We start from the raw sequence: 15,623 nt of genomic DNA, 5'->3' as shown, positions 1-15,623 counted from the left end.
TGCTACGAAAAACGACTTGCCGAAAAATTCCCTAAAAAGAACGAGGTAGTCCATGAAAAAAATGAAAACCAACGGAATATGCGCGTATTGTAATAAAGAAATACCGAAAAATTCCGCCTCCATAAAAGCACATATCTCAAAATGCGACGGTAAAAACAAATCGAAGAAGGATAAATCCTCTCGTCATATGCTTTTGCTCATTGAGGGAAAATATAGCCCCGAGTATTGGCTCGTAATTAAAGCAAAACCCGATATTTCCTTAGAAAAAATAGATTCGTTCATAAAAGATATATGGGTTGAATGTTGCGGTCATTTAAGCGCCTTTGCCAAGGGGCGTAACGACGATATTGAAATGGAGAAAAAAATCGGACAAGTTTTTAGAAAAGGTTTGAAAGTGGATTACGTATACGATTTCGGATCATCCACGGAATTATTTTTATCTTTAATCGATGAAATCGAAGACGAAGACGAAACGGATATTAAAATAGTATTTAGAAATAAGGACATTGATTTTAAATGTTCTCACTGCGAAAATAAAGCGGTACTGATTTGTCCGTTTTGTATCCATAACGGGTCGGGTCTTTTATGCAAATCTTGTATTCAAGATCATGAATGTGTTGAAGAGGAAGGAGAGGATATACTTTTGCCTCTTGTAAATTCTCCAAGAGTGGGGGAATGCGCATACACGGGTCATGAGGATAAATATGTGAAACAGTATTTTCCGAAGGCAATATTTTAGGATTTTGGAATAAGTTCTAAATCAACTTCAAAAAAACCGAAACCGCGTGTTTTACGTCCTCTCTTCCATCCCTTTGGAAAAGAGGAGAAGGTTTTCCCTTCCAGGAGAAAACATTTTCAATCGCCTTATCCAATCGAAACGAAAACAATTCTTCGTTGGAGATATACGCGGAAGGAATCTCTTCGTTTAAACTTTTGTGCAGAAAAGGAACTTCGGGAAAATTTCCGCGATCCGTATAAAGAACCGGGGTTTTGGCGTAAACCGCTTCGCTCATAATTCCGTAACCCGGTTTGGTGATCACGAAATCGCAGGCAGTTAAAAGATCCGGATAATGAATTCCGGAAAATTGAACGATGCCGTCTTTTTGTTTTTCGGGAATTTGCGTTAAATCGAAATCCGTTCCGGAGAGAACGATCGTATATTTTTCCGGATCGAATCGTTCCCAATAAAACCGAGAGGTTTCCACACCGTACGCTCCGAAGGAAAACAATAGGTTGATTTTATCGTTCGGAAGTTTAAAAAATTCTTTCGCGGATTTTTTATCCAAGTTCGGTCTTCGACCCACGAGTCCGATCGGTTTTTGTTCCGCCAAGGAAGACGAAGGGCAGTTGAAAGGAAGAAGTAAGCCGAACGTCGCGTGATAGTATTCTTCGTAGAAAGTTTTTGCCGCGCGTTCGAAGACGGAGGATTCTTTCGTATAATCCGCGTAAATAAAATCCCAGGTGAAGTTTCCCACGAATAGGGAAGGAATTTTGATTTTATCCGCGATCATAAAGGGAAGGGATGCCGAGTCCGAGACGATCAGTTCGGTTTCGAAATCGAGACAGGCCTCGATTTCCGAAATTTGAATATACGATTTTTGTAAATCGAATTCTTCAAGATTCGCTTCCGTCGCGCGGATATCGACGGAAAGAGAGTCTCTCTGAATCATACCCACGTCCAGGATCTTCTTGCGGACGTGTAAACGTTCGAGGTTTTTGGAATCCTCCTCGCCCAGGGAAAGAGTGGTTAAAAACTTTTCCCGAACGGTTACGAGATCGATTTCCAACTCCGGAAAATCGCGGAGAAGATACAGAATGATTTCCATGGATCTGCTGATATGGCCGAATCCGTGACCGCTAACGTAGTAAGTGATTTTCACTTTTGGGAACCCTGCCGGACGACTTCGTACATTACGATTCCTGCGGACATCGCTAGATTGAGGGAATCCGCTTCTCCGAACATCGGAAGGGAAATATACTCATCCGAATGATTTCTCGCGTAAGTGGAAAGTCCGTATTGTTCCGATCCGAACACAAGAGCGATTTTGTCGTCGAGTTTGGCGTTAAAATAAAATTTTTCCGCTTCCGGTGTTACGGCTAACGTTCTGTAGTCGTTTTTCTTTAAAATTTCGTAGATCGTTTCCGTTTCTCCGAGATAAACGTCCAGAGTGAACAAGGTTCCGGTGGAAGCGCGGATCACGTTCGGATTGAACAGATCCAATCTAGGGTCCGCGACGAGAACCGTATGAAATCCGGCGCCTTCCGCGGTTCGCAGGATCGTTCCGAGGTTTCCCGGTTTTTCCACGCCTTCGATCACGAGAATCGGTTTCAAATTTTTGAATGTATTCGACCGTTTCTGAAATGCGTCCAGGTCCGCCGGAAAAAAACTGGCGGTTGCGATGAGTCCGTCCGGTCTGTCCCTATAGGAAATTTTTTCGAAAACCTTTTTCGGGACCTTGATGTTTTTGGCGCCGATCGAACGAATGAGTGAAAATTCGTTTTCACCTAAAAAACATTCCGGAGAGTAGAGTAGGTTTTGAAACCGAACCTTGCCCGATTTTTGCGCTCTAAAAATTTCACGATAACCTTCTATAAAAAAAAGCCCCGAAGATTCCCTGTGTTTTTTATCCTTTAGGTTGGAAATATTTTTCAACTTTTCGTTTGAAAAGCTGGTGATCTCCAAAAACGAGATTTCCTTTTCTTCGTTCAAAGCGACAGTCTCTCCGAAACATAGATACAATTCGAACCCGCAGGATAGAGTTTTCCGCTTACTTCCGGAATGGAAAGTTCTCCGAGATGAAAGCGACCTTTGTTGCGGATTCTTCCCTCTAAAATTCTTTGAAGAGCTAAAGGACTGAAACCCGTGGAGTGACAGGTAAGAACGATAAAATCCGGTTTGTTACCGCAGAGTTGCATCAGAAGATCCATGAGTTCGGGCAGATCTTTTTCGATCTTGAAAACTTCGCCGCTCGCGCCTCTTCCGAAAGTCGGAGGATCGAGGATAAAACCGCGATAGTCCTTTCCTCGTTTGATCTCCCTTTTTAAAAACTTCAAAACGTCTTCCACCATCCACCGCACTTTTTTGTCCGCGAGACCGGAGGCGTTTGCGTTATCCCGCGCCCAGTCCACCATTCCTTTGGAGGAATCCAGATGGCAAACCGAAGCCCCTCCGTCTAACACTGCCAAGGTGGAAATTCCCGAATATGCGAACAGGTTTAAAACCTCCTCTTCCTTTTTTAGTCCGGAGGAAAGTTGTTGGATTTTTTTCCAGTTTTCCAACTGTTCGGCGAAAATTCCGAGATGTCCGAAAGGAGTGAATTTAATCTTAATAAAATATTCTAAAATTTGAATATAAAATTCTTCCTCCGTTTTTTTGTTCCAGGTCCAAGCGCCTCCTCCTTTGTCCGAACGGACGTATTCTCCGTCGGCGTTTTTCCAAAGTTGGGGTTTGGTAGCGGGCCAAGCGGAAACGGGGGAGGGGCGGACGATGGTATAAGGGCCGATTTGTTCTAGTTTTCGGAAATCTCCGGAGTCGAGTAGTTTATAAGAACCCGCCTCGATTTCTGCGTTGCGACTTTGCGAAACTCCGGATCGTTCGGCGGCAAACGGATTTTTTCCCGAATTCGTTTTTGATTGCCGGGCTTCAGTTCTTTTTACAGTTTTCATAGATATGTACCTTAAAATAATTTCCTTCCGGGAAGTTCTTTCTCACCGGATGATCCGCTTCCGGTTTTAAACTCGTAAAAAGTTCAAAGCTCCAACCTCTGGACTTGAGAATATTTTTCGCGAGCGATTCCAATTCTTCCGATCGAATTCTTCCCGAACAAGAACAGAGAATGATCGTTCCCGATTCTTCCAAAGACGTCAGGCTGTTTTCAAAAAGATAAGAATAGGATCTGAGCGCGTTCGACTTTGACTTTACGTCCGGAGTCAAATTGGGAGGATCGATCACGATGAGTCCGAAGGTCTTGTCTTGTAAAACTTCTTCCAGTTCTTTGAAGAGATTCTTTTGAACGAACTTGTGTCGATAGCGACTTACGTTCTTTTTTAAACTCAAAACTCTTTGGAAAGAATCCAAAGCTTCTTTCGATCCGTCCACGGAAAGAACGGACTCAGCACCCGCCACTTCCATACAAATCGACGTCAATCCCGTATGGGAAAAAAGATGCAGACAGTTTTTGTCTTTGCTCAATTCCTTCTTTTCGAGTAAGAATCCGCGTAGGTTTCTGAGATCTAAAAAAATTCCTCCCTTTTGGCCGGGGAGTTCGACCGGAAACCGAATGTCGTAAAGTTGGATCGTTTCCCGGATCGGAAACGTATCTTTGTCTGTTTTTTGTCGGACCGGCCCCGTTTTGTCTTTTGCGAAATCGGATTTTATGCGAATCGATTCGGGCTTTCCTCTCCAAAGCCTTTCTCCGGTCCGCTTTGTTGCGATTTTAAGATTCGATTTTGATAATATATTTTTGTCTTGTCCGGTTTTTTCCGGGGGGTCGAATAAAATCCGTTTCGGTTGCGGTTCTCCTAATTTAGGATTTTTGCATAGATCGTAGAGATTCCAAACGAGCCATCTTCCGTACGAAAGCAGGGAAGAGGAGTAAATCCGGACGACCCAGGTTCCGTTCAATCGATCGATCGTTACTCCCGGAAAAAAATCGTTTTCTCCGTGCAGAATTCTGTATGCGTTCGTGATTTTTCTGAGTTCGTTTCTTTTTTGCAGTGCGGAGATTAAATTCTCTCGAATCTTTTTTTTTGAGAATGTCGGCAGGAACTGTATCACTCGAATTGCCACGAGGCCGGTGTTCGAATAAATTCCTGTCGCTATGGGAACGTTTTTCGTGGAAACGAGATTCAACCATTGCCCGTTGACAAAAGGAGTAACCGCCGAAGAAAGATTTCCGCTGAAGATCCAGGGATGTTTGCGTTGGATGGAAAGCTCACTCTTCCGGTTCAGCTGGTATCTGCGGAACCGGAAAGTTTTAGAAGGAGAGTTCAGGCTTTTTTCTTGGCTTCTTTGTAAGAAGTTTCGGTGGCTCCGACGTAGATCTGTCTTGGACGACCGATTTTCATATCCGGAGATTCGATCATTTCCTTCCACTGAGCGATCCAACCCGGAAGACGTCCCATCGCGAACATTACCGTGAACATGTTCACGGGAATTCCGAGCGCGCGGTAGATGATTCCGGAATAGAAATCCACGTTCGGATAAAGTTTTCTTTCCACAAAGTAAGGATCGTGAAGCGCGGTATCCTCGAGTTCTTTAGCAATATCTAATAAAGAATCCTGAACCCCGAGTCTTTTCAGAACAGAGTCGCATGCCTTTTTGATGATCTTGGCGCGGGGATCGAAATTTTTATAAACCCTGTGGCCGAATCCGGAAAGACGGAAAGAATCGTTCTTATCCTTCGCTTTCTCGACGATCTTTTTAACGGACAATCCGCTCGCTTGAATCTCTTGCAACATTTCTAATACTTCCTGGTTGGCTCCTCCGTGTCTCGGACCCCAAAGAGCGCAGATTCCCGCGGAGATCGCGCCGTATAGGTTTGCAAGAGAGGAACCCACCAAACGCACCGTAGACGTAGAACAGTTCTGTTCGTGATCCGCGTGCAGGATCAATAATAAGTTGAGCGCCTTTACGATTTCGGGGTCCACTTTGTAATCTTCGCTCGGAACGGAGAACATCATGTTCATGAAGTTCGCGCAATAGTCGAGGCTGTTCAGAGGATGGATCGTAGGTTGTCCGATGGATTTTTTATACGCGAACGCGGCGATCGTAGGGAACTTCGCTAGAAGACGGATCATGGAGATATGTCTGTGTTCCGCGTTTTCCGGATCGTAAGAATCCTGATAGTAAGTGGAAAGAGATCCGATCATGGAAGACATGATCGCCATGGGATGACCGTCTTTCGGAAATCCGTTGTAAAGTCGTTTGAGATCCTCGTGAATGAGAGTGTGCATAGTAAGCTCTTCGTTCCAGCGTTTGAGCTCAGCGTCCGACGGAAGTTTTCCGTAGATCAGTAAGTAGGCGACTTCGGTGAACGTGGAATCTTCCGCGAGTTGTTCGATCGGAATTCCTCTATATCGTAATATGCCGAGTTCTCCGTCGAGGAAAGTCACAGCGCTCGTACAGGCTCCGGTGTTTAAGTATCCGTTGTCCAAGGTTACGTATCCCGTTTGTTGACGGAGTTTTGAAATATCGACTGCTCTTTCGTTTTCGGCGCCTACGATGATCGGGAGTTCGTATTCCTTCCCGTCGATTTTCAGAATTGCTACCTCTGCCATGTTTTTCTCCTAAAGAAATTGTTCGTTGTTTTTGCCAAGTTGTCGATCGTTCAAAAATTGCGTTTTAAATCGTTTCAGATTCCTATCCTATTCCTTCCGTTAGATAGACAATCTAAAAAATCTAAAGGTTCTTATATCTCCGTAAATTCTGATAGTTATAGTAGTTCGAACTGACGATTCTGCAATAGTCCCTCGGTTCTTTGACGGGAAGTTCTTCCAAGAAGTGATTGAAGTCGCCGCGATAATGATTACGTTTCCATTTGCGGAGATTGCCCGGTCCGCCGTTGTAAGCGATCGATGCCCACTGGAGATTACCGTTCGAAGCGACGAGATAACGTAAAAATCGCGCGCCCATTTCGATCGAAACTTCCGGATCAAAAAGAGAATAAGAATTCAGATTCATCCTTTTGGCGATTTCTTTTCCGGTGGGCCCCATGATTTGCATGAGTCCTCTCGCGTTCGAAACCGAAATCGCATTCTCTTTAAAAAAAGATTCCTGACGCATGATCGCGTAGACGATGTCCTCTTCGATTCCTACGTTTTGGGAAACGGAAGCGACGAGTCCTCTATGAGGTCTCGGATAAATTCTCGCCGCGAGTTTGGACGGAAGAAGTATAACGTCGTCGCTGAGTTTTTCCTTTTTCATCAGGGCTCTTGTGTGAAAGACGGTCAAGTAAGGAGTTCCGGTTTGTTCTCCGAGAGCCGCGAGAATTTCTTCCTTTTCCGTTTCTCCGAGTTGAACCTTATATCTCTGAACTAAGGAAAGCGCGTAGGCCATCTCACCGACTTCCAGATATTCTTTGGCCGATTGCAGATAACGGTTCCCTCGAATTTTAGAATGGGCGGAATCGATTCTCACGTTCAACTGAAACGCGGCGGCCTGAGTCGCAAAACTTAGATCCTTACCTAAAATTTTTCCGGAGAGTTCGGGAATTCCCGCGGTTAAGGAAAGATATTCGAAGAGACTGTCCTTATTCCAAGTCGGATTGGAAGGAAGCGGAAAAGAGGAAATCTCCTCCTGAAATTCTTCCCGAATGACGCGGGTATAGTAAGAACCCGGAATGTGTTTGTAATACGACTTGAGCCACACGTTCAATTCTTCGGTTCTTCCGTTTTTTTTGAGAAGGCGAAGATACCAATACACGAGTCTGCCTTTGACCGGAAGGTCCGGGATTTTACGAAGGGCGTCCTTCCAATACGCGTCGCCTAAAAAGTTTTCGTGATTTCCCGTCAAAAGATCGATGAGTTCGTCTTGTCGGATTAAATTCGTGGGACTTTTTTCGAGAGAGTCTATTAGATTTTTGAAATATAGATCCTTGTTCCCCTGTTTTTTATAGGCCCTCGCGTAACCGTAAAGAACCTCGTCGTTTTTTTCGACTCCGCCGTCGTTTAACAAATCCAGAGCCTTACCGGAAAAATTTTGATTGGTCAGTTCCCTCGACATCGCCGCCGTAAAATCCGGATTGGATCTTGCGAGATTTGTATTTCTCCTGAAAAAGTTGGGAAGGGATTCCGGTTCATAGGCGACGATCGCCCTTGCGGTGTTACGAAACGCTTCTCCCTTGGAAAAGGAAACGTTTGCGAGATCTTTGGAAGAGATCAGATGTTTTTTTTCGTGAGCGTCCAAATAGGGAAGGAACAAGGCCGCTCGTTCGGGAGTGAGGGAAACAAAATAAGAATTTCCCTTCCAGACCTTCAGGTCTTCCTGGATGAATTTTTTGACGGAAGAGAGAACGGAAGGATCTTCCAGGATCGAATAAAAGACGGACTCGGCTTGTTCCGTGTTTCCCGATTTATAGAGAGATTTCGCATAACGGTACGAAATCATCGGAGAAAAAATTTCGGCCTGTTCCCGATCGGAAAAACTTTTGGCGAATTCCAGACATTCCCGGATCCTACCCGCCTCGTAGTAGATTTTAAAAATTTCGGAGATCGCGTTTTGACTGAGAGGATCGTTTTCCCTGGGAAATTTTTTTAAAAGACCGACGAGCTCCTCCTTACCCAAAATTTTTCTGCGGGAGGTTTCCTCATAGAGTTTCCAGAGAGAAAGTTTGGTGATGACCGAGTTGGAAGGTAAGGGAGAATTCAGGATTTCGAGAAGGTCTTGTCTTCCGGGAGAAGGAACGATTCTCCCTTTGAGTAGGGAAACCAGATGGGAAAACTTCGCGTCCTTGTTTCCGTCGGGATGTTCTTCGTGATACTTTACCAGAGCGTAAACTTCCGATTCAGTACCGGGGCGGCGATCCCGGAAAATGCGATGGATTTTTTGAAGGTTATAGGATTTGATCAGGTATTTCAGATCATCGTTTGCACAAAGGTTGCCGAAAATGAAGAGGACTAGGCTGGTCAGGGCGAATTTTTTCATTCGTATTCTTTACTTAACTTTTCGGCCTAAGGATTCAATCGCAAAAAGGAAATTCCCATGCAAATCCTGGAAAAAGAAAAAGGGAACGATTTGTGGCCCGAGATCACGTTATCTTCGTTTGCGGAGAAAGTTTCGTTCGAAGAGAAAATTCTTCCCAAGAAAAAAAAGTCGGAAGGTCCGGTTCCCCGTAATCCCGAAATCATCCGGCTCAAATCCAAAATTTTAGAATATTTTTCCGGCGCCTTAAACAAGGTTCATTCTCCCTTTTTCAACCTGAGAATCGATTTGCTCGGAGAGTTTCGTTTTCAATCCGATAAGACTTCTCCTTTCGAAGAGGAAGGACTTTCGGAAAGGGAGAAAAATCTTCTCAAGATTTTTTTCGAGGAACTTTTGGACCGAGCCTTGGAAGAACACCAGGCCGATCCGGAGGTTTTTCAGGTTTTGGAATCCTTTCTTTTACACGAACAAAAACTGGACGAGTATCTGGAACTGACCGGAGTTTTCGATCCGGATCTTCCGTTTATCGTGGAAGCGAAACAGTTCCTGGCGCTTATGGGAAAAATTGAATATTCGGATTTTCTAAAGGATAAGAGTTCCTCCCGTTTTCAAAGATACGGAGCCCTTTGGAAATTCGGCGGCCTCGGTCTCGAAGACAGGGAAACGATCTACGATCTCGTCGTTACTGGCGAGGAGCCGGGTTTACTTGGACTTGCGTGGCTTCTTTTCAAACACGAGACCGCCGGTTATAGGACCGTATTTCCGATCGAAAGAAGGATTCTTACCGTAATCGAAACTTTCAGCTCCGAAGAAAAAGAATCCTTTTTCAAAGCCTATTATTCCCGTCACGGTTATCTGGAGAACTATTTCGTTCTGAGGAAGATTCGTCCCTTGGAATATAGAAAGGCTTGGCTTGAGGGAGAAAAACAAAAGAACGGCAGATCGGTTTTGTTGGGCTCTTTGCAGGAAAATATTTTAGCAGGTCAGGACGATTCGTTGGAGAAACGTTATGCGCTTTTGAAGCAGAATCATCTCGTTTATACCTTGAGTTCTTTTGAACTTTTGATTCTATTGAATTCCACGGAATCCTCGAACGTTCAAAAGGAAATCGGAGGAGTGGAGGAAAGACTTCCGGATTCCTATCTGACGAGAAGGGCCAAGGCGGTTCTCTTGTTTTTCAAAAAAGAATATGAGGAATTTTTAAAGTCTCTCGAACGTTGCGGTCGTTTCCGCTTTTCTCCGGAGATGCTCTATCTTCAAGGTTCGGCTCTTGTGGAAATCGGTAGGACCCAAGAAGGAATTAAACTTTTGGAAAGTCTTTTGATGAAGTTCCCCGACGCCGATTATCTCCGTTTGGTTTTGGAACGTTATAAGAAATCGTCCTGAATGCTTGTCCCGCTTCGAGTGGTTAGTAGCGAGTTGTTAGAGGTTTGGGCGATCGCATCGAAGAGACGTAATCTGTGGGAACTCCCACATTCAGAAGAAAGATCCCCTCTCCTAACCCCTCGCCACTTGAAACGCGGGAACTCCTGCAAATTTCCTTCTAGGTTTTAGTACAAGCTCTAAGTTGAATATTATGTTTAAAGATAAGCTCTTACTAAAAAAGGAATCCGGTCATATACGATGAAAAAAATCATACCGTTTTTAATTTTGTCGTTTTCGTTTTTATTCGCAAAGGAAGTGAAAATCGATAACTTGTCCGGCGGAAAACTTTCCGACTTAACGGCGTCCGAAATCCTAATTCAATTGGAAACCATGGAACGGAATCTAAAAAAATTGAATTCAAGCCAAATCGGATATTTGGATCGGTTAAAGGAATCCTTGGAATTTAGAACGGAAGAAACGATCGAAAATTATAAGAAAAATCATACGGATGATTTTTACCATTACGATCCGTCCGAAAGTTATATTTATAAACGATGGAACGCAAACTTACGTTTGATTCAAAGAGGAGCTAAAAAAACGGAAGTTCTCAAACATTTAAAAAACTTATATCAATGGAATCGATTGGAAAGCGAAGAGAATGCGGACCCCGAGGCGATTCCTATCGCTTCTAAGAAGACGGTTTATGAAAAATACTTTTATACCGAATATACGAAATACTTATTCTACAAAGTTCATTGTAAAACAACCGCGTTTGAGGCAGTGGGAGAAGATTGTGGACCTTGGCCCGAATATCAAGAGGAACTTAATCTTCTATTAAAGAAGTATAAAATTAAGGAAACCCAATCTTTGGAAAAAGACTGTGAATGTTTCGGTTGTTAAACCTTGTGATGACTTCTGCTTTTTGATCTCAAATCACTTTGTCCAGTTTTCGATTTTTAGATCCGGAATTTTATGAAAGTGTTTTTCGTTGTTACTTACCAATGTGTAGTTGAGATACAATGCGGTTGATCCGATTAAAAGATCAAAATCTTCAATAACGGTTCCTTTTTTCTGTAGAGTCGCTTTCAATTCTCCGAATGTTTCGACGATACCTCGAGTCATTTCGATGATTGGGAATAATTCTCCGATTCGATAAACGGTCGCTAAATTCTTTTCCCTATTTTGAGATTTTTTGGCGCCATAGATCAGCTCGCCGTAGGTAATCACTGAAATCGATTTGGAAAAGTTTTTTCGGTCTAAAAATTTCTGACGAACTCTTTCGTGTTCTTTCAAACTATAAATGATGATATCGGTATCAATCAAATAGCTCATTGACTGTTTTATCCCGATTGTTTTTGGAGCGCGAAGAACGTAAATCTTTTGCGATCTCTTTTGCTTCTCGTTTATCCCCCCACGAGTTGGATAATTTTAAGAATTCCGTCGTTTGTAATTCCATCTCAAGGTGATCTCTTTGAAGGTGCTTTTCTATGATCATTACAACTTCTTGGCTGATGGAACGGTGTTCGATTTCCGCTCTACGTTTGAGCGATTCATAAAGTTTATCGTCGATATCGCGTACTTGCAGGTTTGCCATGGTGAGTTCATACGATAATGGAATCTCATGTATTTGCAAGCATTATTCATGCATGGTTTTTTTCAGTGAAGTTTATTCTACCCGATTCTTTCCTTTAGAACTCCTTGACAAAAGTTTTCAATTTGTGCGAAACTAGAAAAAAATCAAAATGGCAATCAGTCACGAACAAATTCTCGAATTGCAGAAATATCAGAAGATGATTCTTCAATTGGAAAAAATCGCAAAGGGATCTCAAAACGACGAACAACGTTATCGAGTTTCCAGGGATTTGGAAAAATACAAAATGAAGATGAAGGACATTTCTCCCGAAGGAATTCCGGACAATCTCGATGTGACCGCGGAACAGATAAAACGTTACAAGGAAAATCCGAACGAAGCCGGTCGGGTACTTGCAAAATATCCGATCATGAAAATTTCTCCGAACTCGAACGACCTCGAGGTGAATCAGATCGGGACCTGGATCAACGTGATGGATCGGGAATATCTTCCCGTATTAAACGAAACTCACGTTCGTTTCGACTTCTCTCATACGAACGAAAAAGACGGAGTCGTAAAATATATGGAAAACATTCGAAGGAACGTCAAGGTTCTCACCGAAACCGTCGAGGAATTTCACGCCGCGGAAAAACAGGAGTTCAGAGAACAGTTGAGCAGGATGAAAAACAAACAAACTCGGATCTTCATCGCGGAGTCCTACGAGATGTTTCAAAAATTCAACGAATTTTTAAACAGAGTGATCAAAGAGGCGAAGGAAGTCGGAGGTGTTATCATGAATCTGGAAGACTCGATTCGGTTCAATCCTAGATTTGAAAGAGCCACCGAATTGGAGGGAAAAAGTATCATGGATGCTCTTAAGGAATTTCAAGAGTTCACATCCGAAGCCCTCAGTCGAATCAACGTTCCCAATATCCGTTGATTGTGTCTTCTTTGCCAATTTTCAAGAATAAACCCTGAAAAATCCTTTTCCGTTTGGCGGGATCTGCATATTTAGTGATTTTAACTCCCTCCGAAAAGGACACATAGGAAAGACAGGCGCATGGCACTCGTTAAAAATTCATCCGAAGTTACGAACTCCACCATCGGAGAAAATTCCTACTTCAGCGGAAAATTCTTTATCAACGGATCTCTTAAGATCGACGGAAAGTTCGAAGGTAAGTCCTTACAGGCCGAACAACTTTATATCGGCGTTACGGGTAAGGTAAAAACCAACATCACCGCAGCCAGTGTTATCATCGAAGGAATCGTAATCGGAAACATCACCGCAAGAAACAGGGTGATGCTCCTTCCCACTTCTAAAATTCTCGGAGATATCCGCACGCCGGAATTGATCATCCAGAACGGAGTGATCCTTGAGGGACGTTGTATGATTTCGAACGACCTCAAACATTCCGCGAAAGACTTGATCGATCTCGAGTATTCCAAGGATTCTCTCAGCGTTGAAAAAATCTTCGGAAAACAATCCGGAGCGAGAGAATAGTTCGAAGGGTTTTCGTTTCGGGAAAGAATTTCCGGAATGAAAACCGACTTTCCGAAGCAGTGAACCGGATCCTGATTACAGAAGGCGACCCTTGTGGAATCGGTCCGGAGATCTTCCTCCACACTTTTTCTCTTTTAAAAAAAATCTCCAAAACAAGATCGATCGTTTACTTTCATTCGGGTAAGTTTCCGCTTCCGAAAGAATTCGTTCCGATTTCGGCGACCTCGATTGGATTCGAGGACTTTGCAGGCGAATCGACCGCAACGAAATCTTCGTCCGTTTTATCTCGTTTTGCGGCCAAAGCGTCCGCTCAAATTCTGAAAAAAGGTTTGTTTTCGATTTCGCATAACGCTCTTTCCAAAAAAGAAATCTCCGCCTTGAAGTTCGGAAAACCTTCCTCTTTGTCCGGAAAATCCGCGTTAGCCGCTCTTTCACTCGCGGTAGAGTTTCAAAAAGGCGGAGGAGGAGATCTCGTTACTCTCCCGCTCAGTAAGGAATGGGTGATCGCGTCCGGGGCTTCCCGATTTCGAGGTCATACCGAATTTTTGGCCGAAGAATATCAGACAAAAACGTTTATGCTCATGTCCGGAAAAGATCTTCAGGTTCTTCCGCTCACGACTCACGTTCCTCTTGTCAGAGTTCCCGAGTTTTTGAAAGAGATCGACCTGAAGTCGCTTGCGGATTCCATTTTTTCCTGCGAGAAAATCGATTTAAAAAAACCGATCGCTTTTCTGGGTCTCAATCCGCACGCGGGAGAAGGCGGAAAGGTCGGTCGGGAAGAAACGGAGATTTTGGAACCGATGATCCGATTTTTAAAAAAGAAAGGTCTGAATGTGGAAGGTCCTCTTTCCGCCGATTCCATGTTCGGCGAGTCGGCCCGAAAAAAGTTCGGTCTTCATCTTGCTTGTTATCACGATCAGGGTTTGATTCCGTTTAAAATGTGGGAAGGAAAGAAAGGCGTGAATCTTACCTTGGGTCTTCCGTTTACCCGAGTTTCACCGGATCACGGAACCGCCTTTGATATCGCCGGGAAAGGGCTTGCCGATTCGACGAGTTTTGTGGAATGTCTGAATCGCGTTGTGGAAATTCCTTGAGATCTTGAAACGAAACGTTTCAACGAAAAAAAGTTTCGTTCTTAGGCGGGATCGGAATAGAAATTTGTCGATGTTAAAAAACAGAAACGAGGGTTTATGCCGGGACTTTTAGAACAAATCGTATTTCCGATTTTCCTTTTTTGGTTCTGCGGATTGACTCTGGTTTTGTTTCGCTCCGACTTTGAATTCGTCTGGAAGATCATTTTTGTTTTCATTTTTATCTTTTATTTCTTTCAATACTTTCCGGAGTTGAAGGCGAGTTACGAGCGTCTGGCCGTAAGTTATCCGGTCGAAATCGTTTCCTGGATCTACGGAATCGGAAAAGGTTTTTATTTTTTTCTTTTGTTTCTTTGGCCCGCCGCTTTGTTTCGAATTTTTTATTCCGCTTCCCCCCATGTAGGCAAGTCCCTTGCAAAGGCGCTTGTTAGCGCGACTTTGATCTATTGGTGTGGTTTTATCCTGTATAACCACTTTTCCACGGAAGTGGACGGTTTTTTAAATACCGGTTTTCTAAAATTCTTAAATGTTTCCCCGAAGTGAAATCCGTCTAAAGTATAGAATGAACCCACTCTATTTACAATCCTTCGGCGAATCGGAAGAAGCAAAGACGCACTTTTTGACCGCTTACGAGTATCAGACCAAGGGAAATTTGAAACTGGCTTCCAAACATTATAGAATGTCCATTGCCGCAAAACCGACCTCCGAGGCTTGGACGTTTTTGGGTTGGTCTTATTCTCTTGCCGGTAAATTGGATCGTGCGATCGAATTCTGTAAAACTGCGATTGAGACGGACCCTACATTAGGAAATCCTTATAATGATATCGGGGTTTATCTGCTTCAGCAAAAACGTTTCGAGGAAGCGCTTCCTTGGTTTGAAAGGGCGAAATCGGCTCCTCGTTACGAGGTTCCCGTATATCCGTATTTTAATTCGGGTTCTTGTTTGGAAATCTTAGGCCATATCGAATTGGCCCGTTTGGAATATGAAAAGGCGATTCGGATCCAGCCGAATTATCCTCCCGCAAATCTTGCTCTGAAACGGATTTACATTCGTTACAATTGACGGAGTGATTTCGCTTCGAGTCCCACTTTAATATTATGTAATACAATAACTATCCACTAATTTCTATCCACTGACCCCTAGCATGTACCTGTAACGCGACCCATAGGGAGTCGTTACATTGAGTTATTTCGGGACTCGCCGTTACGCAGTCTCACATCCTGTTCGACTTGGCTCCACGGCGTCTTTCTCGCTCATTCGCCATCCATGGCTCATGTCGCATTTGCGACGCTCTCTAAGGATCGCTGCAAATGCTCTCGCGAGAAAGCTTCGAGTCCCACTTTAATATTATGTAATACAATAACTATCCACTGACCCCTAGCATGTACCTGTAACGCGACCCATAGGGAGTCGTTACATTGAGTTATTTCGGGACTCGCCGTTACGCAGTCTCA

At 43.6% G+C, this 15,623-nt stretch carries 16 protein-coding genes; 8 read left to right on the top strand and 8 right to left on the bottom strand.

All coding sequences use genetic code 11. From position 1 onward, the window contains the following. The first annotated feature begins 52 nt into the window (after positions 1–52). The gene (locus LEP1GSC194_RS02960) at positions 53–739 is read left to right on the top strand and encodes a hypothetical protein (RefSeq protein WP_020772258.1); all 687 of its coding nucleotides are present in this window, start codon (positions 53–55) and stop codon (positions 737–739) included. 16 nt (positions 740–755) lie between these two features. Here the strand turns inward: LEP1GSC194_RS02960 and LEP1GSC194_RS02955 are convergent, their stop codons facing one another. The 6 genes from LEP1GSC194_RS02955 to LEP1GSC194_RS02930 all read right to left on the bottom strand — a co-directional run bounded on the left by LEP1GSC194_RS02955 (position 756) and on the right by LEP1GSC194_RS02930 (position 8,644). After that, a complete protein-coding gene (locus LEP1GSC194_RS02955) occupies positions 756–1,880 on the bottom strand; it encodes a glycosyl transferase family 1 (protein ID WP_020772254.1) in 1,125 nt (374 codons plus the stop codon). Then, positions 1,877–2,740, bottom strand: coding sequence for a TrmH family RNA methyltransferase (locus tag LEP1GSC194_RS02950; RefSeq protein ID WP_051185246.1), 864 nt, complete (start codon positions 2,738–2,740; stop codon positions 1,877–1,879). The genes LEP1GSC194_RS02955 and LEP1GSC194_RS02950 overlap by 4 nt, the downstream gene beginning before the upstream one ends. Continuing rightward, complete coding sequence (locus LEP1GSC194_RS02945) at positions 2,707–3,666, bottom strand: class I SAM-dependent methyltransferase (RefSeq protein WP_020772241.1); 960 nt, start codon at positions 3,664–3,666, stop codon at positions 2,707–2,709. The genes LEP1GSC194_RS02950 and LEP1GSC194_RS02945 overlap by 34 nt, the downstream gene beginning before the upstream one ends. After that, complete coding sequence (locus LEP1GSC194_RS02940) at positions 3,644–4,951, bottom strand: class I SAM-dependent rRNA methyltransferase (protein WP_036041146.1); 1,308 nt, start codon at positions 4,949–4,951, stop codon at positions 3,644–3,646. Before LEP1GSC194_RS02940 ends, LEP1GSC194_RS02945 begins: the two co-directional genes overlap by 23 nt. Before the next feature lie 38 nt (positions 4,952–4,989). Further along, positions 4,990–6,279, bottom strand: coding sequence for a citrate synthase (locus LEP1GSC194_RS02935; protein ID WP_020772278.1), 1,290 nt, complete (start codon positions 6,277–6,279; stop codon positions 4,990–4,992). Between the two features lie 121 nt (positions 6,280–6,400). Beyond that, a complete protein-coding gene (locus LEP1GSC194_RS02930) occupies positions 6,401–8,644 on the bottom strand; it encodes a lytic transglycosylase domain-containing protein (protein ID WP_020772281.1) in 2,244 nt (747 codons plus the stop codon). Positions 8,645–8,701: 57 nt separating this feature from the next. Between LEP1GSC194_RS02930 and LEP1GSC194_RS02925 the strand changes: the two genes are divergently transcribed. Both LEP1GSC194_RS02925 and LEP1GSC194_RS02920 read left to right on the top strand, forming a co-directional pair. After that, complete coding sequence (locus LEP1GSC194_RS02925) at positions 8,702–10,027, top strand: hypothetical protein (protein ID WP_020772248.1); 1,326 nt, start codon at positions 8,702–8,704, stop codon at positions 10,025–10,027. A 237-nt stretch (positions 10,028–10,264) separates the two neighbouring features. Next, complete coding sequence (locus LEP1GSC194_RS02920; RefSeq protein ID WP_020772282.1) at positions 10,265–10,906, top strand: hypothetical protein; 642 nt, start codon at positions 10,265–10,267, stop codon at positions 10,904–10,906. A gap of 33 nt (positions 10,907–10,939) precedes the next feature. Here the strand turns inward: LEP1GSC194_RS02920 and LEP1GSC194_RS02915 are convergent, their stop codons facing one another. Both LEP1GSC194_RS02915 and LEP1GSC194_RS02910 read right to left on the bottom strand, forming a co-directional pair. After that, positions 10,940–11,338 carry a type II toxin-antitoxin system VapC family toxin gene (locus LEP1GSC194_RS02915; protein ID WP_020772271.1) on the bottom strand — a complete coding sequence of 133 codons (399 nt, stop codon included), beginning with the start codon at positions 11,336–11,338 and terminating at the stop codon, positions 10,940–10,942. Further along, positions 11,322–11,600 carry a FitA-like ribbon-helix-helix domain-containing protein gene (locus LEP1GSC194_RS02910; protein WP_017808505.1) on the bottom strand — a complete coding sequence of 93 codons (279 nt, stop codon included), beginning with the start codon at positions 11,598–11,600 and terminating at the stop codon, positions 11,322–11,324. The genes LEP1GSC194_RS02915 and LEP1GSC194_RS02910 overlap by 17 nt, the downstream gene beginning before the upstream one ends. A 148-nt stretch (positions 11,601–11,748) precedes the next feature. On the opposite strand from LEP1GSC194_RS02910, the gene LEP1GSC194_RS02905 reads away from it, so the two are divergent. From LEP1GSC194_RS02905 to LEP1GSC194_RS02885, 5 genes are all read left to right on the top strand, one after another. After that, on the top strand, positions 11,749–12,516 hold the full coding sequence (locus tag LEP1GSC194_RS02905) for a hypothetical protein (protein ID WP_020772250.1): 768 nt from the start codon (positions 11,749–11,751) through the stop codon (positions 12,514–12,516). Between the two features lie 120 nt (positions 12,517–12,636). Further along, complete coding sequence (locus LEP1GSC194_RS02900) at positions 12,637–13,077, top strand: bactofilin family protein (protein ID WP_001229815.1); 441 nt, start codon at positions 12,637–12,639, stop codon at positions 13,075–13,077. A gap of 59 nt (positions 13,078–13,136) precedes the next feature. Beyond that, positions 13,137–14,171, top strand: a complete 1,035-nt coding sequence (locus LEP1GSC194_RS02895; protein WP_020772268.1) for a PdxA family dehydrogenase — start codon at positions 13,137–13,139, stop codon at positions 14,169–14,171. A gap of 96 nt (positions 14,172–14,267) precedes the next feature. Continuing rightward, positions 14,268–14,711, top strand: coding sequence for a hypothetical protein (locus LEP1GSC194_RS02890; RefSeq protein WP_020772243.1), 444 nt, complete (start codon positions 14,268–14,270; stop codon positions 14,709–14,711). 19 nt (positions 14,712–14,730) lie between these two features. Then, positions 14,731–15,231 carry a tetratricopeptide repeat protein gene (locus LEP1GSC194_RS02885; RefSeq protein WP_020772240.1) on the top strand — a complete coding sequence of 167 codons (501 nt, stop codon included), beginning with the start codon at positions 14,731–14,733 and terminating at the stop codon, positions 15,229–15,231. The last annotated feature ends 392 nt before the right edge of the window (positions 15,232–15,623 follow it).

This window comes from Leptospira alstonii serovar Sichuan str. 79601 (assembly GCF_000347175.1).
Taxonomy (GTDB): domain Bacteria; phylum Spirochaetota; class Leptospiria; order Leptospirales; family Leptospiraceae; genus Leptospira; species Leptospira alstonii.
This window is presented reverse-complemented; position numbering and strand designations above follow the sequence as displayed.

Coding starts and splice junctions, on each gene's coding strand:
- LEP1GSC194_RS02905 (WP_020772250.1), top strand. CDS start 11,749: ATGGCAATCAGTCACGAACAAATTCTCGAATTGCAGAAATATCAGAAG.
- LEP1GSC194_RS02925 (WP_020772248.1), top strand. CDS start 8,702: ATGCAAATCCTGGAAAAAGAAAAAGGGAACGATTTGTGGCCCGAGATC.
- LEP1GSC194_RS02935 (WP_020772278.1), bottom strand. CDS start 6,279: ATGGCAGAGGTAGCAATTCTGAAAATCGACGGGAAGGAATACGAACTC.
- LEP1GSC194_RS02900 (WP_001229815.1), top strand. CDS start 12,637: ATGGCACTCGTTAAAAATTCATCCGAAGTTACGAACTCCACCATCGGA.
- LEP1GSC194_RS02910 (WP_017808505.1), bottom strand. CDS start 11,600: ATGGCAAACCTGCAAGTACGCGATATCGACGATAAACTTTATGAATCG.
- LEP1GSC194_RS02885 (WP_020772240.1), top strand. CDS start 14,731: ATGAACCCACTCTATTTACAATCCTTCGGCGAATCGGAAGAAGCAAAG.
- LEP1GSC194_RS02890 (WP_020772243.1), top strand. CDS start 14,268: ATGCCGGGACTTTTAGAACAAATCGTATTTCCGATTTTCCTTTTTTGG.
- LEP1GSC194_RS02960 (WP_020772258.1), top strand. CDS start 53: ATGAAAAAAATGAAAACCAACGGAATATGCGCGTATTGTAATAAAGAA.
- LEP1GSC194_RS02915 (WP_020772271.1), bottom strand. CDS start 11,338: ATGAGCTATTTGATTGATACCGATATCATCATTTATAGTTTGAAAGAA.
- LEP1GSC194_RS02930 (WP_020772281.1), bottom strand. CDS start 8,644: ATGAAAAAATTCGCCCTGACCAGCCTAGTCCTCTTCATTTTCGGCAAC.
- LEP1GSC194_RS02920 (WP_020772282.1), top strand. CDS start 10,265: ATGAAAAAAATCATACCGTTTTTAATTTTGTCGTTTTCGTTTTTATTC.
- LEP1GSC194_RS02945 (WP_020772241.1), bottom strand. CDS start 3,666: ATGAAAACTGTAAAAAGAACTGAAGCCCGGCAATCAAAAACGAATTCG.